The organism is Actinomadura sp. CNU-125 (assembly GCF_001942465.1).
Taxonomy (GTDB): Bacteria; Actinomycetota; Actinomycetes; order Streptosporangiales; family Streptosporangiaceae; genus Spirillospora.
Genome location: NZ_MKJY01000022.1, coordinates 46,925 through 64,828 on the forward strand (window position 1 = coordinate 46,925; position 17,904 = coordinate 64,828).

General features: G+C 72.8%; 19 protein-coding genes and 1 pseudogene. 11 read left to right on the top strand and 9 right to left on the bottom strand.

The genetic code is table 11. The features are described 5' to 3' along the window. Positions 1-9 precede the first annotated feature (9 nt). Together BJF79_RS03475 and BJF79_RS03480 are read left to right on the top strand one after the other, a co-directional pair. Positions 10-261 carry a hypothetical protein gene (locus BJF79_RS03475; RefSeq protein WP_083733137.1) on the top strand — a complete coding sequence of 84 codons (252 nt, stop codon included), beginning with the start codon at positions 10-12 and terminating at the stop codon, positions 259-261. Next, on the top strand, positions 258-1,295 hold the full coding sequence (locus tag BJF79_RS03480; protein WP_187356951.1) for a ferredoxin--NADP reductase: 1,038 nt from the start codon (positions 258-260) through the stop codon (positions 1,293-1,295). Before BJF79_RS03475 ends, BJF79_RS03480 begins: the two co-directional genes overlap by 4 nt. Positions 1,296-1,382: 87 nt before the next feature. Here the strand turns inward: BJF79_RS03480 and BJF79_RS03485 are convergent, their stop codons facing one another. The 4 genes from BJF79_RS03485 to BJF79_RS03500 form a co-directional block, all read right to left on the bottom strand. After that, positions 1,383-3,056, bottom strand: a complete 1,674-nt coding sequence (locus BJF79_RS03485) for an FAD-binding protein (protein ID WP_075894950.1) — start codon at positions 3,054-3,056, stop codon at positions 1,383-1,385. A gap of 258 nt (positions 3,057-3,314) precedes the next feature. Beyond that, complete coding sequence (locus BJF79_RS03490; RefSeq protein WP_262401467.1) at positions 3,315-4,166, bottom strand: IclR family transcriptional regulator; 852 nt, start codon at positions 4,164-4,166, stop codon at positions 3,315-3,317. 304 nt (positions 4,167-4,470) lie between these two features. Beyond that, a complete protein-coding gene (locus tag BJF79_RS03495; RefSeq protein ID WP_075894952.1) occupies positions 4,471-5,307 on the bottom strand; it encodes a MaoC/PaaZ C-terminal domain-containing protein in 837 nt (278 codons plus the stop codon). Then, the gene (locus BJF79_RS03500) at positions 5,307-6,527 is read right to left on the bottom strand and encodes an acetyl-CoA C-acetyltransferase (RefSeq protein ID WP_075894953.1); all 1,221 of its coding nucleotides are present in this window, start codon (positions 6,525-6,527) and stop codon (positions 5,307-5,309) included. The genes BJF79_RS03495 and BJF79_RS03500 overlap by 1 nt, the downstream gene beginning before the upstream one ends. A gap of 239 nt (positions 6,528-6,766) precedes the next feature. Between BJF79_RS03500 and BJF79_RS03505 the strand changes: the two genes are divergently transcribed. The 7 genes from BJF79_RS03505 to BJF79_RS03525 all read left to right on the top strand — a co-directional run bounded on the left by BJF79_RS03505 (position 6,767) and on the right by BJF79_RS03525 (position 12,019). Then, the gene (locus BJF79_RS03505; RefSeq protein WP_075894954.1) at positions 6,767-7,060 is read left to right on the top strand and encodes a hypothetical protein; all 294 of its coding nucleotides are present in this window, start codon (positions 6,767-6,769) and stop codon (positions 7,058-7,060) included. Between the two features lie 141 nt (positions 7,061-7,201). Continuing rightward, positions 7,202-8,293 carry an ABC transporter substrate-binding protein gene (locus BJF79_RS03510; RefSeq protein ID WP_262401468.1) on the top strand — a complete coding sequence of 364 codons (1,092 nt, stop codon included), beginning with the start codon at positions 7,202-7,204 and terminating at the stop codon, positions 8,291-8,293. Next, complete coding sequence (locus BJF79_RS58255) at positions 8,269-8,400, top strand: hypothetical protein (RefSeq protein ID WP_262401469.1); 132 nt, start codon at positions 8,269-8,271, stop codon at positions 8,398-8,400. The genes BJF79_RS03510 and BJF79_RS58255 overlap by 25 nt, the downstream gene beginning before the upstream one ends. A gap of 34 nt (positions 8,401-8,434) precedes the next feature. Then, positions 8,435-9,292: a branched-chain amino acid ABC transporter permease gene (locus BJF79_RS03515; RefSeq protein ID WP_075894955.1), complete on the top strand. Its 858-nt coding sequence runs from the start codon at positions 8,435-8,437 to the stop codon at positions 9,290-9,292. A 2-nt stretch (positions 9,293-9,294) separates the two neighbouring features. Beyond that, entirely contained in the window at positions 9,295-10,374 is a 1,080-nt protein-coding gene (locus BJF79_RS58260; protein ID WP_262401476.1) for a branched-chain amino acid ABC transporter permease, read from the top strand. Beyond that, entirely contained in the window at positions 10,323-11,078 is a 756-nt protein-coding gene (locus BJF79_RS58265) for an ABC transporter ATP-binding protein (protein ID WP_262401470.1), read from the top strand. Before BJF79_RS58260 ends, BJF79_RS58265 begins: the two co-directional genes overlap by 52 nt. Beyond that, positions 11,075-12,019 (top strand): ABC transporter ATP-binding protein, encoded by a 945-nt coding sequence (locus tag BJF79_RS03525; RefSeq protein WP_262401471.1) that lies wholly within the window; start codon positions 11,075-11,077, stop codon positions 12,017-12,019. Before BJF79_RS58265 ends, BJF79_RS03525 begins: the two co-directional genes overlap by 4 nt. Positions 12,020-12,045: 26 nt before the next feature. On the opposite strand, the gene BJF79_RS03530 is transcribed toward BJF79_RS03525, so the two are convergent. After that, a complete protein-coding gene (locus tag BJF79_RS03530) occupies positions 12,046-13,689 on the bottom strand; it encodes an AMP-binding protein (protein WP_075894956.1) in 1,644 nt (547 codons plus the stop codon). 101 nt (positions 13,690-13,790) lie between these two features. Between BJF79_RS03530 and BJF79_RS03535 the strand changes: the two genes are divergently transcribed. Next, positions 13,791-14,417 carry a TetR/AcrR family transcriptional regulator gene (locus tag BJF79_RS03535; protein WP_083733138.1) on the top strand — a complete coding sequence of 209 codons (627 nt, stop codon included), beginning with the start codon at positions 13,791-13,793 and terminating at the stop codon, positions 14,415-14,417. A gap of 20 nt (positions 14,418-14,437) precedes the next feature. Here the strand turns inward: BJF79_RS03535 and BJF79_RS03540 are convergent, their stop codons facing one another. The 3 genes from BJF79_RS03540 to BJF79_RS03545 are packed head-to-tail and all read right to left on the bottom strand — an operon-like array spanning position 14,438 to position 16,082. Further along, a complete protein-coding gene (locus BJF79_RS03540) occupies positions 14,438-15,025 on the bottom strand; it encodes a CoA-transferase (RefSeq protein WP_316043256.1) in 588 nt (195 codons plus the stop codon). Next, positions 15,022-15,192, bottom strand: coding sequence for a hypothetical protein (locus BJF79_RS65210; protein WP_316043257.1), 171 nt, complete (start codon positions 15,190-15,192; stop codon positions 15,022-15,024). The genes BJF79_RS03540 and BJF79_RS65210 overlap by 4 nt, the downstream gene beginning before the upstream one ends. A gap of 2 nt (positions 15,193-15,194) precedes the next feature. Then, positions 15,195-16,082, bottom strand: a complete 888-nt coding sequence (locus BJF79_RS03545) for a CoA transferase subunit A (protein ID WP_143219673.1) — start codon at positions 16,080-16,082, stop codon at positions 15,195-15,197. A 268-nt stretch (positions 16,083-16,350) separates the two neighbouring features. Here BJF79_RS03545 and BJF79_RS03550 point away from each other — a divergent pair. Next, positions 16,351-17,348 (top strand): annotated as a pseudogene (locus BJF79_RS03550) (NAD(P)H-dependent flavin oxidoreductase). Here BJF79_RS03550 and BJF79_RS03555 read toward each other — a convergent pair. After that, positions 17,345-17,902, bottom strand: a complete 558-nt coding sequence (locus BJF79_RS03555; protein ID WP_075894958.1) for an acyl-CoA dehydrogenase family protein — start codon at positions 17,900-17,902, stop codon at positions 17,345-17,347. The pseudogene BJF79_RS03550 and the gene BJF79_RS03555 sit on opposite strands and share 4 nt — an antisense overlap. Positions 17,903-17,904: the final 2 nt, after the last annotated feature.

Consider the following 17,904-nt stretch of genomic DNA (forward strand, 5'->3'; position numbering starts at 1 on the left):
AGACAACACGTGCAGCCCGTGTCCTGCCATTTGTGTGGTTCGTGCGTACTGGTCAAGAAGAACAGCCTCGCGCACACCGAAGTCCAGTGGACGACCGACACGAACCGGTGCCTGGAGTTGAACGAGCGGGCCGAGCGAGGCGTGCTCCGCGGCACCGTCCCCACCTGCCTGCAGTTGCGCGACAGCATCGAGGCGTCCGTGCGCGCCGGGGCGGTTCGGGTGCCCGTCCCGGACCTCGAGTACGAGGACGGCGGCCCGTGACCGGAACGGGGGCCTGCGCGGTGACGGTCGTCGAGGTCGTCGAGGAGACCGCGGACGCCCGGTCGCTGGTGCTCGCCGCGCCGGACGAGGCGCGCGACCGGTTCGGCTACCGGCCGGGCCAGTTCCTCACTCTGCGCATACCGGGCGACGGCGGCTCTGGGACGGCCCGCTGCTACTCGCTGTCGAGCGCGCCGGGCGTCGACGAGCACCTGAAGGTCACGGTGAAGCGGGTGGCGGGCGGGGCCGGGTCGAACTGGATCTGCGACAACGTCCGGCCGGGTGACACGCTCGAGGTGCTCCCGCCCGCCGGCCTGTTCACACCGGATCGGCTGGACGGCCGCCTGCTCCTCTTCGCCGGCGGCAGCGGCATCACCCCGGTGATGTCGATCATCAAGGCCCTGCTGGCGCGTCCCGAGGGGAGCGCGGTGCTCTGCTACGCCAACCGCGACGAGTCGTCGGTGATCTTCGCCGCCGAACTGCGCGGGCTGGTGGAGCGCCACCCCGGCCGCCTCCAGGTGATCCACTGGCTGGAGAGCGTCCAGGGCCTGCCGACGGTCGGCGCTCTGGCCTCGCTCGCGGCCCCGCACGCGGACGCCGACGCCGCGTTCGTCTGCGGGCCCGAGCCGTTCATGAACGCGGTGGCCGAGGCCCTTCGAACCGCCGGGACGGCCCGGGACAAAGTGGTCGTGGAGCGGTTCCACTCGCTCACCGGCGACCCGTTCGCGGAACCGGAGCCGGTCCCCGCGGTGTCCGGGGACGCCGCGGCGCGGGTCACGGTCACGCTCGACGGGGAGCGGCACTCGCTCGCCTGGCCCTCGGAGACCCCCTTGCTCGACCTGCTGCTCGCCAACGGGATCAGGGCGCCGTTCTCCTGTCGGGAGGGGGCGTGCAGCGCCTGCGCCTGCCAGGTCGTCGCGGGCGAGGTGAAGATGCTGCGCAACGACGTCCTCGAAGAGGAGGACCTCGCGGAGGGCTGGGTGCTCGGCTGCCAGTCCGTGCCGGTGACCGACGACGTCGAAGTCACCTACGACTGAATGCCCCCGACGACGGAAGCCGGGAGAGCCGGGCGCGGCGGATCCGGCGGTGTTCCCTCCGCCGGATCCGCCGCGCCGACCGTCCCGCTACCCCCGGAGCGCGGGGCGGGCGGCGGCGTGCCGTGCGGCGAGGTGGCCGAAGGTGATGGCGGGACCGATCGTGGCGCCCGCGCCCGCGTACTCGTTGCCCATCACCGAGGCGGACGCGTTGCCCGTGGCGTAGAGCCCCTCGATCGGGGCGCCGTCGGCGCCCAGGACCCGGGCGTGCTCGTCGGTGACGAGGCCGCCCTTGGTGCCGAGGTCGCCCGCCTCGATGCGGACCGCGTAGTACGGCCCCGCGCCGATCCGGTCGAGGTTGGGGTTGGGCAGCGTCGGGTCCCCGTAGTAGTGGTCGTAGGCGCTGTCGCCGCGGCCGAAGTCCTCGTCGCGGCCGTTGCGCGCGAAGCCGTTGAAGCGCTCGACGGTGGCCTTGAGCGCGTCCGCGGGCACGCCGATGCGCCGGGCCAGTTCGTCGAGGTCGGCGGCCTTGGTGACGAGCCCCGTGGTGTACCAGTCGCGGGGGAACGGCCGTCCCGGCATGATCCCGGCGAACTGGTAGCGCTTGCGCGCCGTCGCGTCGAAGATCTCGTACGCCGGGACGTGCCCTCCTTCGAGCTGTGCGTGGACGAAGTTGACGTAGGGCGCCGCCTCGTTCGTGAACCGTTCGCCATTCTGGTCCACGATCACCATGCGGGGGATGCAGCGCTCGGTGACGAGGGGGAAGATCGAGCCGCCGGGCAGCTTGATCGAGGGCATCCACCAGGCGTCGTCCATCAGGTCCAGGTCGGCGCCGATCCGCCGCCCGATCCGGATGCCGTCGCCGGCATTGGAGCGCGCCCCGGCGCTGAAGTCCTCCCGGCCGAGTTCGGGCAGGTGCTCCTTGCGCAGCTCGGCGTCGTGGTCGAAGCCGCCGGTGGCGATGACGACGCCGCGCCGCGCCCGGACGCGCAGGGGACGGCCGTCGCGCTCCACCACGGCGCCGGTCACCCGGCCGTCCTCGACGACCAGGTCGATGAGCGGGGAGTTCAGCCACAGCGGGATGCGGAGGTCCTGCATCGTCAGCCGGAGCCGGACCACGAGCGAGGCACCGAGAGTCTTCATGCGGCGGCGCCGCACGAGATTGCTCAGCACCCGCCAGGCGGCGACCCGCAGCATCCACTTTCCGGACCAGGTGCGCCGGAACATCATGAGCCGCCGCCCCTCGTACCCGGTGAACCACAGGCCCATCGGGGACGGCAGATCCGCTTCGAGCAGCAGCTCTTCGTCCGCGCCGAGGCGCCGCGCGTCGATCGGCTTCGGCTCGATCGTCCGTCCGAGCGGGCGGCCGCCCGGCTCCTCCGGGTGGTAGTCGGAGTAGCCGGGGCACCAGGCGAAGTCCATGTGCCGGCTCACCCGGTGCAGCATCGCCATCGCCGCGGGGCCCTGCTCGACGTAGGCGTCCAGCCGGACCGCCGGGACGCGGTCCCCGATGATCGCCCGCAGGTAGCGCCGCACGTCCTCCGGGTCGTCCGCGCGGCCGAGCCGTTCGAGCGTGGGGTTGTTGGGGATCCAGATCCCGCCGCCGGACAGGGCGGTCGATCCGCCGTAGCGCGGCGCCTTCTCGACGACGAGCGCGGACAGTCCCGCGTCGTGGGCGGAGATGGCGCCGGCCATCCCGCCGGCGCCGCTGCCGGCCAGCAGGATGTCGACTTCGTGGTCCCAGGTCGGGGGACTGGACGTCATGAGGAGGGCCTCCGGTCGAGGGAAGAGGGCCGCGCACGGACACGATCGGGAGCGCGACGAGCCGCACGTCGGCGGGGGTCGAGCCCGCGGGTGCGCGGGCGACACGAAAGGTGGGCTCCCGATCGATTCTTCGTGCGGCGGTGCCCGCGGGCGATGCGGTCTCCCGGCCATTGGAACGTCCCGTCAACTGCGTCGATGCCGACGAGAGGCTGCTGGTGGCGGGCACGGGAATCCTGGACGGGCGCCGCGCGACGGCGGTCAGAACCAGTCGGTCAACCGCGGCGATGTGGCCCACGCGTCCAGCGTCCCGGTCGGCCGGCCGCCGCTACGGCGGCGCTCCGCGTTGTGCGGACGGTCCCGCGGCGAGCGGACGCCGGACGCGCGCCAGATCCGCTGCGCGGCGTGCTGCACCGCCGGGGTGAGCCGGCCGAAGTCCATCCGGCGGATCGGCCCGCACACCGACAGCGCCGCCGTCGCCGCGCCGGGACCCCGTACGGCCGCGGCGACGCAGCCCACGCCCCGGACCGCCTCCTCCCGGTCGAAGGCCGCGCCCAGCTCCCGCACCCGCTGGAGCTCCCGCAGGAAGCGGCCGGGGTCGGTGATGGTGAACGGCGTCCGCGCCCGCAGCCCCCGGTCGATCGCCCGCTGGACGGTCGCGTCGTCGGCGTACGCCAGCAGCGCCTTTCCGACGCCGGTGCAGTAGGCCGGGGCCCGGCCGCCCATCCGCGACGGCAGGCCCGCTCCCCGCGGGCCGCCGATCTTCTCCAGATAGACGATCTCGGTGCCGTCCAGGACGGCCAGGTGCACCACGTTGTGGCCGGACGCCGCCAGCTGGTGCATGAACGGGATCGCGGCGTCGCGCAGCCTGTCCCGGTGGAGCACCAGCGACCCGAGTTCGAGCATGCGGAGGCCGAGCCGGTACTGGTTGCCCTCACGGATCAGCCAGCGGACCGCCACCAGCCGTTCGAGGATGCGGTGCACGGACGAGCGGGGCAGATCCGTCCGGCGGACCACCTCCGCGAGCGACATCTGCGCCGGGCCGTCGAACGCGTCGAGGATGAGCACGACACGATCGATCATGGACGGTGGAGTCGCGTGGCCGTTTCTCATCCGGGCACTCCTGTTCGGCGGGCCGGCCCCTCGGCTCGGGACGCGGTGATCTGACATAGGCACGGGGCCGTCCGAGCGGGAGGAGACCACGCTGGACGAGGCGGACCGGGCCGCGGCGGTTCCCCGTGCGTCGCTCGAAGAACTCACCGCGGCCGCCGTGTTCCGCCTGCTCGTGCCCGCCCGGCACGGCGGCGCGGAGTCCGACCTCGTCACCTCGCCGAGTTCGTCGAGGTCGTCCGGGGCGTCTGTCTCCGCGTCCTGCGGATCGACGGGTCGGCTGGACACGGGCAGAACCGTCACCTCATCATTCGCCGAACCGCGCAAAGCCGGAACCGAGCACCGGTGCGGTTCCCTTGCCGACCTCGAAGGCCGCAGCGGCGCCCGTCACGTCCGCTTTCAGTTCCAGGACGTCGCCCGGGACGACCGGCGCGGTGAACCGGCAGTTCGCGGTGCGCAGATCGGCGGGGTGCGCGCCGACGCCGCGCGCCAGGACGAGGAGGCTCGCGGCCATCGTGCACAGTCCGTGCAGGATCGGACGCTCCTGGCCGATCGCCCGCGCCGCCTCCGGATCGATGTGGATCGCGTGCCGGTCGCCGCACAACCGGTAGAGGGCCGCCTGCTCCGGGAACGTTTCGACCGGCAGTTTTTCGAGCGGCCGCGTGTGCGTCGCGGACTCCACCGCGGTGCGCGGGCCGCCCGGCCCCCGCTCCCCGCCGAAACCCCCGGCTCCGGGCGCGAAGATGGACCAGCGGGCGACGAAGCACGCGCTGTCCACCCGGACCTCGAAGACGGCCGCCGAGCCCTTGTCCCACACGGCCTCCACCGACGCCGACATCGTCAGCTCGCCGCTCGGCGGCAGCGGGGACAGCACCTCCAGACGCTGGGCGCCGTGCAGCCCGCGGGACGTGTCGAACGCGCCCGCCGCGCCCAGCGCGTCCGGCCCCCACTGGGCGAGCGTCAACCCGAACGTGGGCAGCGTGCGGAGCCTGTTCTCGTGGACGAGGTCGAGTTCGGTGGCCTTCGCCCCGACGGCGAGCGCGTACAGGATCGCGTCGCGCTCGGTCCACGCGACCGTCCGCTCGCCGAGCGAGCGGCCCGCCCAGTCGCCCGCGTTCGTCACCGTGTCGTCCGCCCGGCCCATCAGGACGTGCGCTCCAGGATCAGCGCCATGCCCTGGCCGCCCGCGGCGCACATGGTGACGGCGCCGAACTCGCCGTCGCGGTGGCACAGCCCGTTGACCGCGGTGGTGATCATGCGGGCGCCGGTCATGCCGAACGGATGGCCGAGCGCGATCGCCCCGCCGTGCGGGTTGACCACGTCCGGGTCCAGGCCGAGGTCGTCGCACACCGGGAGGACCTGCGCGGCGAACGCCTCGTTGATCTCGACGAGGTCGAGGTCGGACGCGTCCAGCCCGGCGTGGTCGAGGGCCCGGGCCATCGCCTCGGTGGGGCCGAGGCCCATGATCTCCGGGGAGAGGGCCGACACCCCGGTGGAGACGATCCGGGCCAGCGGCGCCAGCCCGAGGTCGCGGGCCCGCTCGTCCGACATGACGACGAGGGCGGCGGCGCCGTCGTTCAGCGGGCAGCAGTTCGCCGCGGTGACCGTCCCGTCCGGGCGGAACACCGGGGCGAGCCCCGACACCTTCTCGACGGTCACGCCCGGTCGCGGGCAGTCGTCGCGGGCGACGACCGTGCCGTCGGGGAGGGCGACCGGGGTGATGTCGATGTCGAAGAACCCGTCCGCGATCGCCTTCTCCGCCAGGTTCTGGCTCCGCACCCCGAACTCGTCCTGACGCTCGCGGCTCACGCCGCGCAGCACCGCGACGTTCTCGGCCGTCTGGCCCATGGCGATGTAGGGATCGGGGAGTTCGCCGGCGTCGCGCGGATCGGTCCACGGGGGAGCGCCCGCGGTGGAGCGGGCCTCGGTCCGGGCGGCCGCGGCGGCGTACCGGGGGTTGCGGGTGTCGTCCATCCCGTCCGATTTGCCCTTGCCGAACCGGGAGACGGACTCGACGCCCGCGGCGACGAAGGCGTGCCCTTCGCCCGCCCTGATCGCGTGCAGCGCCATCCGGGTCGCCTGCACGCTCGAGGCGCAGTACCGCTGCACGACCGTGCCGGGGACCCCGTCGAGGCCCGCCCCGACGGCGGCCTGCCGTGCGATGTTGTACCCCTGCTCGCCCGCGGGCTGCGCGCAGCCGACGACGATGTCGTCGAGGGACGCCGGGTCGAGCGCGGGCACCTGCGCGAACGCGGCCGTGAGCATCTGCCCCAGCAGATCGTCGGCGCGAACGTCCTTCAACGACCCCTTGAACGCCCGCCCGATCGGTGACCGGGCCATGGCGACGATGACGGCGTCTGGCATGACTACCTCCGGTGAAGAAACCTGTGGTGGCTGATCCGGGCCGGTCACCCGGCGCCGGTGACGGTGACGATGGCGATCCGGCCGGTGCGGATTCCGTTCACTGCCTCTCCTCGTTCGTGATGCGCGTCGCCGATCCGCTCGGCTGCCCGGGGGCGGGGCGCATCGCGCTGCCAAGTTACCTAACAAACATTTGGCCAACAAGCGTGCCCGCAGGTCGGCGCGCCGGAAAGGGGCAGGGCATGGGCATCACTTCGGAGTCGAAGGGCGGCGTCCGCGTCATCACGATGGACTTCCCGCCGGTCAACGCGCTCCCGGTGGCGGGCTGGAGCGACCTCGCCGCCGCCGTGGACGAGGCGGGCCGGGACGAGGGCACCCGGGTCGTCGTGCTCCGGGCCGAGGGGCGCGGCTTCAACTCCTACCGGTTCGAGCAGGGGTTCACGTTCGAGCTCAGCCTGTCCGGGGTGGTCGACCGGCACCGGGACGCGTTCGTCGCCACCGGAGAACCGCTGAAGGGGGGCCAAGCGCGCTCCTGACGCGGGAGGCCGGTGCCGCCGGCACGCGGAAACGGGTCCCGGCGCTCCCTTGACGTGTGATCCGGGTCATCTTACGCTCCCCAGGCTAACAAATGTTTGTTTTAGTCGCACATGCGGCGGACGGGCGGAGGAGCGGAAGATATGAGGCGACGTTTCATGGCGGCGGCCGCGGCCGCCGCGAGCGCTGCGGCGTTGCTCGCCGGGTGCGGGAGCGGGACGGGCGGCGTCGCCGGCGGCCCCTACCGGGTGCTGATGACCGCGGGCCTCAGCGCCCAGGGGACTCTGGCGGGCAACGCCGCGACGTCCGTGCTCGCGGTGAAGACCGGTGTCGCGGCCGTCAACGAGGCCGGCGGCGTCGCCGGCCGCGAGGTGAAGCTGACCGTCGTCGACGACGAGGGCAACCCGACCACCGCCCTCACCGACATCCGGAAGGCGATCGCCTCGGACCGGCCCGACGTCGTCATCAACGCGGGTCCGTCCCCGGTGACGGCCGCGACCCTGCCCGTGCTCGGGCAGAACGAGATCCTCTCCTTCAACATCGCCCCGACGGAGGATTCGGCGGATCCGAAGAAGAACCCGCTCAACTTCGACCTGACCGGCAACCCCGAGGACTACATCCGCGGCTTCATCCCCCACCTCAAGGAGAAGGGGTACAAGTCGGCCGGGATCGTGCACGGCAGCACGGCCAGCGGCGTCACGTTCGCCGAGCAGATGGAACCCGCGCTGAAGAAGGCGGGCATCACCGTGGCCGGCAACGAGGAGTACGATACGGCGGCGCTCGACATGACGCCGCAGCTCCAGGCGCTGAAGTCGCGGAACCCGGACGTGCTGATCATGGACGGCTACGGGGCGCCGGTCGGGCACCTCCTCAAGGGCGTCGAGAAGCTCGGCTGGGACGTGCCCATCGTCGGCGACAACTCCGTGAGCGCGACCAGCCTCGTCTCGACGCCCCCGCCCGGCGGCGTCCTCGGCACGGCTCAGACCGAGAACCTCGTCATGCAGGTCTACAAGAGCACCGTGCACGAACCGGACGACAAGGCCGTGAACGACGTCGTCGCGGCCATGGCCGGGCTGGGGAAGATCGAGTCCACGCTCATCATGGCGACCAACTACGACGCACTGCCCCTGATCGCCGCGGCGGCGGCCGACGTCGGCGGGTCCGACGACCCGAAGGCGAAGCGCTCGCGGAGGCGCTGGAGAAGCCCGAGGTGCAGAAGGCGGCCGAGGTCGTGATCATCGGCGGCTACAACTTCAGGCCCGACTCCCACGGCCCCAACCTCACCGCCGAGGACTTCGACTTCGTCGCGCCGTCGCCGCTCGAGAACGGCCAGTTCACGTGACGCGGCCCGGACGCATCGGCGGAGGCGGCCGACCATGACGATCATCTGGGGCGGGCTGGCGCTCGGCGCGGTGTACGCACTGGTCGCCATCGGCTACAACATCGTCTTCATCTCGTCGAAGACGTTCAACTTCGCGCAGGCGCAGCTGATGATGGTGGGCACCTTCGTCGCCTACACCGGCCTGGTGACGCTGCGGCTCCCGGTGGCGGTCGTGGTCCTGCTCGCCACGGCCGCGGTCATGCTTGTCGCGGCCGTCGAGGAGCGGCTCGCCGTCCGGCCGGTCGAGGATCCCGAGACGGTGCTGGTCACCACCCTCGGCGTGGGCGTGCTCATCAACGGGCTGACGCAGGTGATCTGGGGCGGGCAGCCGCTGGCCGTGCCGTTCTTCGGCGGCGACCAGGTGCTGGAACTGCTCGGCGGCCGGGTCTACCCGGTGGAGATCGCCCTCGTCGTCGTCGCCGTGGCGCTGGTCGTCCTGTTCGGCTGGTTCGCCCGCCGCTCCGTCACCGGCCTGAAACTGCTGGCCATGGCGGAGGACCGCGAGGCGGCGATGCTGCGCGGGGTGGACGTCCGCCGCCTGGCCTTCGGCGCGTTCGCCGCGTCCGGGGCGCTCGCCGGCCTGCTGGGCGTGTTCGTCGGCCCGAAGACCTTCGCCGTCGCGACCCTCGGTGCCTCGCTGGCGCTCAAGGGCTTCGTCGTCATGGCCATCGGCGGGTTCGGGTCGATGCCGGGCACCCTCGTCGGCGGTCTGATCGTCGGCCTGGCCGAGGCGCTCGCCGCCCGCCATCTGGGCAGCGAGTTCGCCGCGATCTCCGTCTTCGCCGTGCTGATCGTCATCCTGCTGGTCCGGCCGTCCGGGCTGTTCGTCCGCACGCGGGAAAGGCTGGTGTGACGATGGTCCTCTGGCGTGGACTGCGCGCACTTCCCACCTGGACCGTGCCGGTGCTCTGCGCGGCCGTGCTCCTGCTGCTCCCGGCCTTCGGGCTCGGTTTCTCGGCCACCCGGCAGATCCAGCTCGCCTGCATCCTGGCCCTCCTGGTCAGCGGGCTGAACCTCAGCCTCGGCTACGCCGGTGAGCTCGCGCTCGGCCAGGCGGCGATGTACGCCTTCGGCGCCTACACGGCCGGCATGCTCTCGGTCGCCGGGCACACCGACATCCTGCTGCAACTGGCCGCCGCCGGGCTGGTGGTCCTGGCGGTGGGCGTGCTCACCGGGATGGTCGGGCTGCGGCTGGGGAACTGGTCGCTGGCGATGACGTCGTTCTTCCTGGTGCTGATCGTGCCGGACGTCCTCGCCGTCTTCGACGACCGCACCGGGGGACGGAACGGGCTCAGCGGCATCCTCGGCCCGACGCTGTTCGGCCGTCCGCTGGGGCCGACCGAGTTCTACCTCGTGATCGCGGTGGTGCTCATCGCCTGGTTCGCGGTCATGCGCAACATCGTGACGTCCCGGCACGGCGTGGCCTTGCGGGTGCTGAAGCAGAGCCCGGTCCTGGCGTCGTCCATGGGGATCTCGGTCTTCCGGATGAAGCTGCTCGCCTACGCGCTGGGCGCCATCCCGGCGGGCCTCGCGGGAGCCCTCTTCGCGAACCTCGACCTGTACGTCTCGCCCGAGGCGTTCGGCTTCGTGCTTGCCACGACGATCCTCGCCGCCGCGATCCTCGGCGGCGTGACCAGTGTGTACGGCGCCCTCGCGGGGGCGGCCATCATGCAGTTCGGGCCGAACCAGTCCTCGCAGTTCCAGGAGTTCGCGCTGGTCTTCACCGGCGCTTTCCTGATCATCGGCGGTGTCCTGCTCCGCGGCGGGCTGGCGGCCCCGGCCCGCCGCGCGGTGGCGCGCCTCGACCGGGCCGCGGGAGCGGTTCCCGGCCCGGGGCCGCCGCCGAGGCGGACGTCCCGCGGATCCGCGGGGCGGAACTGGTCGTGGACGGCGTCTCCAAGTCGTTCGGCGGCAACCGGGCCCTCGACGGGGTGAGCTTCCGCGCGGAGCCGGGGCGGGTGACCGCGCTGATCGGGCCGAACGGCTCGGGCAAGACCACGCTGCTCAACATGGTCTGCGGCTTCTACCGCATCGACTCCGGCCGCGTCCTCCTGGACGACGCGCGGCTGCACGGATCCGCCTCGCACCGGGTGGCGCGGGCGGGCGTGGCACGGACCTTCCAGACGCCCGGCGTCCCCGACGGGGTGACGGTGCTAGAGGCCGTCGCCGCGGGCCGCTACTCGGCGGACCGTGCGTCCGTCCCGTCCGCCGTCCTGCGGCTGCCGAGGTTCCGCCGCGTCCGCCGCGCGGACACCGCGGAGGCCGAGCGCATGCTCGCGCTGGTCGGCATGGCGGAGCTGCGCGACGAACCGGCGTCCTCGCTGCCGCTGGGCATGCGGCGGCTGCTGGAGGTGGCGCGGTCCCTCGTCGCCTCGCCCGGGGTGCTGCTGCTGGACGAGGCCGCGTCCGGACTGGACGAGGACGAGGTCGAGCGGCTCGCGGAGCTGATCCGGCGGATCCGCCGGGCGGGCGGGACGGTGGTGCTGGTCGAGCACAACTTCCGGCTCGTCCTGGACCTCGCCGACGACATCGTCGTGCTGGCGCACGGCCAGGTCATCGCGCACGGGCCGCCGGCGGAGATCGAGACGAACCCGCGGGTGCTCGGCGAGTACCTGGGGGCCACGGAGGAGGTGTCATGACGGACGAGACCCCGGACGCGTCCGCGCGGGAGCCCGTGCTGCGGGCGCGCGGGCTCGCCACCGGGTACGGCGACCTGCGGGTGGTCTGGGACGTGAGCCTGGACGTGTGGCCCGGCGAGCTGACCGTGCTCCTCGGCCGCAACGGGGCCGGCAAGACGAGCACGCTGCGGGCCCTCGCCGGTCTGAACAAGGCGTCCGGCGGGACGGTCGAGCTGGACGGCGCCGACGTGACCGGGACGCCCGCGCACCGGCGGGTGCGGCGCGGCCTGGCGTACGTGCAGGAGGGCAAGCGCGTCTTCCACCGGCAGACGGTCGAGCAGAACCTCATCGTGGGCGGCTGCACGCGGCGCATGTCGCGGTCGGCGCTGCGCGGCGAGGCCGACCGGATCTACGAGATCTTCCCGGTGCTGGGCGAGAAGCGGAACGTGCTCGCGGGCGACATGTCCGGCGGGCAGCAGCAGATGCTCGCGATCGGCCAGGCGCTGATGGCGGCGCCGAAGGCGCTGATGCTGGACGAGCCGTCCGGCGGCCTCGCCCCGGTGATCGTGGCGCAGGTGATGGAGCAGGTGGCGCGGCTCAAGGAGCACGGCATCGGCGTGCTGCTGGTGGAACAGGCGCTCGATGCGTCGGTCCGGGTCGCGACCACATCGTCGTCCTCGACATGGGACGGGTGCTGGTCGGCGTCCGCAAGGACGAACTGGACGACATCGCCACGCTGCGCGAGGCGTACTTCGGCGGACGGCCCGGGCGAGCCGGGCGGTCGCCGGAGCACTCGCCGACGGAACAGTGAGGGAGGAACGAGAGTCGGCGTTGCGGTTCGATTTCGCGGACCGCGTGGTCCTGGTGACCGGCGGGAGTCGTCCGCCCCGAGGTTCGGCCGGGTGGACGTGCGGGACCAGCCCGCGCCGGGCACCGGCAAGCCGCCGGGGTCGGCGCCCTGAGCGGACACCGGGGCCGGGCGCGGGCCTCAGCCGCCGTCCGTCCGGGCGGCGGCGGCCCGGGCCCGCAGCTCCGTCTTGAGGATCTTGCCGGACGCGTTGCGCGGCAGGCTCTCGGTGAGGAGGACCTCGCGGGGCGTCTTGAACCCCGCCAGCCGGGCGCGGCAGTGCTCGATGAGCACGCCGGGATCGGGTGCGGCCCCCGGACGCGCCACCACGTGGGCGACCGCGACGGAGCCCATGCGCGCGTCGGGACGGGCCACGACGGCGGCCTCGGCGACGTCGGGGTGCGCGGCCAGGACGTTCTCCACCTCGGCCGGGTAGACGTTGAAACCGCCGACGGTGAACATGTCCTTCAACCGGTCGGTGATCTTGAGGCAGCCGTGCTCGTCGAGGCGGCCGACGTCGCCGGTGTGCAGCCAGCCGTCCGGGTCGACGGCGGCGCGGGTGGCCTCCTCGTCCTCGAAGTAGCCGAGCATGGTGTTGCGTCCGCGGACCAGGATCTCGCCGTCCTCGCCCGGCGCCACCTCGGCGCCGTCGCGCCCCACCAGGCGCAGCTCCACGCCGTCGACCGGCGGCCCGGTCGTCTCCGCGACGTGGCGGGGGTCCTCGTCCGGGCGGGACCGGGTGACCATCATGCACTCGGTCAGCCCGTACGCCTGCGCCACCTGGTCGAACCCGAGCTCGTCCCGCATCCGGGTGAAGAGGGTCTCCGGGACGGTCGCCGCACCCGCGGTCGCGAAACGCAGCGACGACAGGTCGTGCTCCTTGAGCCGCGGATTGGCCAGCAGCGACAGGAACAGCGTCGGCGTCCCGGGCATCACGGTGATGCGCTCGCGCTCGATCAGCTCCAGCAGCCCGTCGCCGTCGAAGACCGGAACGGGATGGACGGCGGCTCCGGCGGTGAGCGCGGTGATCACTCCGGCCTTGTACCCGAAACCGTGGAAGAACGGGTTGACCACGGCGTAGCGGTCGTCCGGGGACAGGCGTGCCCCCGCGGCCCAGATGCGGGCGACGTCGACCGTCTGCCGGTGGGCGCTCATGACGCCCTTCGCCCGTCCGGTCGTGCCCGACGTGTACAGGATGTCGCACAGGTCGTCGGGGCTCACCCGGTCGGCGGCCTCCCGGGCGGCCGCCGCCGGGACGCCGTCCCCGGCGGCGAGGAAGTCCTCCCAGGGCAGCGCTCCGGCGGGCGCCCGCCCGGCCGGCACGTCGATGACGGTCCGCAGGTGCGGCAGGCCCGCGACGGGTCCCGCGGCTCCGGACCGCCCGGCCGAGGCGTCCTCGGCGGCCGCCGTCCGCAGCATGCCGACGAGGTCGAGGTCCAGGAAGCCGTTCGCGGTGACGAGCGCGCGGGCGCGGGATCTCGCGAGGATCGCGGCGGCCTCGTGCCCCCGGTAGCGTGTGTTCATCGGCACGACGACCGCGCCGACGGATTGGGCGCCGAGCATCGCGACGACGAACTCGTACCGGTTCGGCATCCAGATCGCGACCCGGTCGCCGGACCCGACACCGATCCCGAGGTAGGCGCGTGCGGCGCGCTCGACGAGGGCCGCCAGGTCCCGGTACCGGAGGCGCACGTCCCCGTCCACGACGGCCGGGCGCGCGCCATGGTCGCGGACGGCGTCGCGGAGCATTCCGGGGATGGTCGCCGACCGGCTTACGGCGTGCATGTCACTCCAAGGGTGCGGGGCGGGTTCGTTGTCCGTACGCGCCGTGCGCGACACTGGACCGCCGAACGAACAAATACTTGGTCAACTTGAGGGAGACGCACATGGCAGTGGCGAAGGCGGGCGGCCGGGCGCCGAAGAAGGAGGCGGTCCGGGCGGACGGCATCGACAGGCGCCTGCGCCTGCTGGCCGTCGCGGCCGAGCTTTTCGCCACCAAGGGGTACGCGGCGACGACGGTGCGCGACATCGCCGACAAATCCGGGATCCTGCCCGGAAGCATCTACCACCACTTCAGCTCCAAAGAGGCCATGCTCGACGAGATCCTCCGGGACTTCCTCTCCCGGCTCTACGAGCGGTTCTCCGAGATCGAACGGCAGGGCGACGACCCGCGCGAGGCGCTCAGCAAGCTGATCCGCGTCGCCTTCGGATGGATCCATGAAGCGCCGCACGCGGTCGCCGTGTACCAGAACGAGAGCGACAACCTGATCGGCCAGGAGGCGTTCGCCTACGTGGGGGACTACGGCCTGAAGATCGAGCACATCTGGCTCCGGGTGCTCACCGCGGGCCAGACGTCCGGCGTGTTCCGCCCGGATCTGGACATCAAGGTGTCCTACCTGTTCGTCCGCGATTCCATCTGGTCGTCGGTGCGCTGGTACCGCCCCGGGGGGCAGTTGACGTCCGACAGGCTCGCCGACGAGTTCCTCGCCCTCGCCCTGAACGGCCTGCTCTAGGGACGCCCGCCGCCCTCCGCTCAACCGGCGACCTCGCGCGCCCGCGCCGAGGACGGGTCGATCACCTCGCGGATCAGCCGCAGTTCCTCCGGCGTGGGCGCGCGGGTCTCGGCCGCGTCCGTCCCGTCGATGGCGAAGCCCGTGTTCCGCCGGACCTCTTCCACCGTGACGCCGGGATGCACCGAGCGGATGCGCAGGGTTCCGTCGGGGGCGTAGTCGAGGACGGCGAGGTCGGTGATGACGACGCCGAGGTCGTGGAACCGCAGTGCCGCGCCCCCGGCCGCCCGCGCCCGGTCGTTGCCCACCCCGGACACGATGTCGACGTGCTCGACGAAGACCTTGGGGGAGTGGCGGGACACCCAGTAGTTCGTCCGGTGGTTCACGGTGTTGCCGGGCGCGCCCCGCACGCCGATCAGCTGCCGCCTGGGGCGGCGCCAGTCGCCGATCGCGGAGATGTTCTGGTTGCCGTACCGGTCGAGCTGGCTCGCGCCCATCATGCTCCGGCGCCGGCCCGACTGCAGGATGTCGAAGACGCCGCGGAACGGCGTCCACGCCTCGATGACGCCGCCGTGCGCGGCCGTCCGTCCGAGGGGCGGGGGCTCGCTCATGAAGAACGCCTCGCCGTCGGACAGCACGAGGTCGGGGGAGTGGGTCCTGCGAGCGAGGCGGGCGCGATCATCGGAACCGTGCCCACCGCGTGCGCCAGGACCTCCCCGGCGTCGCGCCAGGAGTCGGACGCGGCGGTGATGCACACCTCGGCTCGGGTGAATTCCACGGTCAGACACTCCTCTCGTTCGCGCCGGACGCGGCGGTGGCCGCGCGGCCCTCGACGGCGGTGCGGTAGCCGTCCTCGCCGGTGCGCAGGTATCTCTCCTCGAAGGCCCGCCAGGCGTCGGGGTCCTTGGCTGCGGTGGCGTACTCCTTCTGGAACGCCTCGTCGCGCTCGTAGTCGGGGGCGCACGACGTGAAGTGGGCGCCGCCTGGCGCCTCGATCACGCCCGTCACGTACATGCGGCCGACCAGGAGCGACTGCACCGGCGCGCTGTGCCCGTCCGCGTCGGGCGCGAGCAGCCGCTCGGTCGGCACGACCTCCTCGCAGCTGAGATAGCAGCGGTCGGCGCCCATGGCGTAGAGGTCGTCGAAGTAGGGGTCGGGGCCGAGGTACTGCCCGTTGCCCGCGGGGTCCGCGCGGTTGAGGTGGATCAGCGCGACGTCCGTCCGCAGCGCGGGCATCGCGACGTACTCCTCGTCGGAGTACGGGGAGGCGACGGTGCGCAGGTCCGGGTTCATGGTGAGGACGTCGGAGGCCAGGCCCGCGCGCGTCGGCAGGAAGTCGAGGCGCTGCGCGGCGGCCCGCAGGCCCGCCACGTACATGCCCTCGTCGTACTCGGCGATCTTGATGGCGCCGCTCTCGCGGGCGGCGCGGAAGTGCGGGTCGAGGGGGATGCTGTCCAGCGACACGAAGCCGTAGACCAGCTTGCGCACCTTTCCGGCCGCGCAGAGCAGCCCGACGTCGGGTCCGCCGAGGCTCACGATCGTGAGGTCGCGCACGTCCGTCCGCAGCAGCGCGCGGACGAGCGCCATGGGCTTGCGGCGGGAGCCCCAGCCGCCGATGCCGACGGTCATCCCCGATTCGATCGTCCCGGCGAAGTCCGCCGGGGACATCGTCTTGTCCTTCAACGTGGTCGGTCCTCCTCGGTCTCCGGGGACGCCGGGTGCTCGCCGATGCTTGCCGGTGCACGCCGCGTCCCGCATACTCGTCGGGCAGTATCTAAACAAACATTTGTTTGAGAGGAAAGCCCGCATGGCACAGCAGCCCGCCGCAGCCGCTCCGACCTCCGACGGGAACGGCGCCGTCACGCGGCGGCACCCCGCGCTGAGAACCCGGGCGACGGAGCTGTTCGGCGTCGAGTACCCGATCGTCCAGACCGGCATGGGATACGTCTCCGACGCCCGCCTCACCGCGGCGACCGCCGAAGCCGGGGGCTCGGCGTCCTCAGCGCCGGGCTGCTGTCCTACGAGGAGCTCGCGCGGGCCATCGACACCGTGCGGTCGCGCACCGACCGGCCGTTCGGCGTCAACCTCCGCGCCGACCAGCCGGACGTGGTCAAGCGCGTCGACCTGCTGATCCGCGAGAAGGTGAAGGTCGCCTCCTTCGCCCTGGCCCCCCGCGAGGACCTGATCAAGCGGTGCAAGGACGGCGGGCTGGTGGTGATGCCGTCCACCGGCGCCCGCCGGCACGTCGAGAAGGTCGCCGCCTGGGGCGCCGACGCCGTCGTCGTGCAGGGCGGCGAGGGCGGCGGGCACACCGGCCGGGTCCCGACCAGCCTGCTGCTGCCCCAGGCCCGCGACGCGGCCGGCGACATCGTCGTCCTCGGCGCGGGCGGCTACTTCGACGGCCGCGGCCTGGTCTCGGCCCTCGCCTATGGGGCCGACGGGATCGCGATGGGCACCCGCTTCCTCCTCACCGCGGACTCGCCGGTGGCGCAGGCCGTCAAAGAGGAGTACCTCCGCCACGGCGTCGACGACACCGTCCTCACGCTGCAGATCGACGGGGTGCCGCAGCGGGTCGTCCGCGGCCGCACCATCGACCGGCTCGAGCGCGGCACCGCTCCCGGACGCCTGCTGCGGGCGGCCGGGAACGCCGTCGCCTTCCAGCGGATGTCGAGGACGCCCTGGAAGGAGATCGTCCGCGAGGGCCTGGACATGAAGCGCAACCACGGCCTGAGCTGGAGCCAGGTCGTGATGGCGGCCAACGCCCCCATGCTCTACCGGACGGCCCTACTGGACGGACGCCCCGACATCGGCGTCATGGCCACGGGGCAGGTCGTCGGCCTCATCGACGACCTGCCGAGCTGCCGTGAGCTGATCGCGCGCATCGTCGACGAGGCCGTCGACGTCCTCGAACGCTTCGAGCGCGGCGGACGCTAGGACGACACCGGGGCGGCCCCGGCCGCCCCGGCGGAGGCGCCGAGCAGCCGCCGCCGGTGCTCGTGCGGCCGGCCGAACAGCTGCGACGTGGCGTGGGCGCGCTTGAACAGCAGTTGCGCGTCGTGCTCCCAGGTGACGGCGATGCCGCCGTGCAACTGGACGGTCTCGGCGGCCACCGCGTTCAGCGCGTCCGAGCACCACGACTTCGCCATCGCCGCCCGTTCCCCGAAGTCCGCCGTGTCCCGGGCGGCGGACCAGGCCGCCGCCCAGGACAGCGTCCGGGACGTCTCCACGTGCACGAGCATGTCGGCCATCCGGTGCTTGAGCGCCTGGAACGAGCCGATCGGACGGCCGAACTGCTCGCGTTCCTTGGCGTAGGCGACCGTCATGTCGAGACCGCGCTGGGCCGCTCCGACCTGCAGCGCGGTGACGGCGACGGCCGCGACGTCGCGCAGCCCGGCGAGCGGGCCGCGCGCGTCCTCGCACAGCGGGCGCGCGGGAGCCCGGTCGAAGTCGATCCGCGCGAACCGCAGGGTCAGGTCCAGCCCGGTCACGG

What these genes read in the sequence shown, in the direction of transcription:
- BJF79_RS03515 (WP_075894955.1), top strand. Translation starts at nt 8,435, where the DNA reads ATGACGATCATCTGGGGCGGGCTGGCGCTCGGCGCGGTGTACGCACTG.
- BJF79_RS03490 (WP_262401467.1), bottom strand. Translation starts at nt 4,166, where the DNA reads ATGAGAAACGGCCACGCGACTCCACCGTCCATGATCGATCGTGTCGTG.
- BJF79_RS03545 (WP_143219673.1), bottom strand. Translation starts at nt 16,082, where the DNA reads ATGTCCCCGGCGGACTTCGCCGGGACGATCGAATCGGGGATGACCGTC.
- BJF79_RS03535 (WP_083733138.1), top strand. Translation starts at nt 13,791, where the DNA reads ATGGCAGTGGCGAAGGCGGGCGGCCGGGCGCCGAAGAAGGAGGCGGTC.
- BJF79_RS03510 (WP_262401468.1), top strand. Translation starts at nt 7,202, where the DNA reads ATGAGGCGACGTTTCATGGCGGCGGCCGCGGCCGCCGCGAGCGCTGCG.
- BJF79_RS58260 (WP_262401476.1), top strand. Translation starts at nt 9,295, where the DNA reads ATGGTCCTCTGGCGTGGACTGCGCGCACTTCCCACCTGGACCGTGCCG.
- BJF79_RS03485 (WP_075894950.1), bottom strand. Translation starts at nt 3,056, where the DNA reads ATGACGTCCAGTCCCCCGACCTGGGACCACGAAGTCGACATCCTGCTG.
- BJF79_RS03505 (WP_075894954.1), top strand. Translation starts at nt 6,767, where the DNA reads ATGGGCATCACTTCGGAGTCGAAGGGCGGCGTCCGCGTCATCACGATG.
- BJF79_RS03530 (WP_075894956.1), bottom strand. Translation starts at nt 13,689, where the DNA reads ATGCACGCCGTAAGCCGGTCGGCGACCATCCCCGGAATGCTCCGCGAC.
- BJF79_RS03500 (WP_075894953.1), bottom strand. Translation starts at nt 6,527, where the DNA reads ATGCCAGACGCCGTCATCGTCGCCATGGCCCGGTCACCGATCGGGCGG.
- BJF79_RS03525 (WP_262401471.1), top strand. Translation starts at nt 11,075, where the DNA reads ATGACGGACGAGACCCCGGACGCGTCCGCGCGGGAGCCCGTGCTGCGG.
- BJF79_RS03540 (WP_316043256.1), bottom strand. Translation starts at nt 15,025, where the DNA reads ATGAGCGAGCCCCCGCCCCTCGGACGGACGGCCGCGCACGGCGGCGTC.
- BJF79_RS03495 (WP_075894952.1), bottom strand. Translation starts at nt 5,307, where the DNA reads ATGGGCCGGGCGGACGACACGGTGACGAACGCGGGCGACTGGGCGGGC.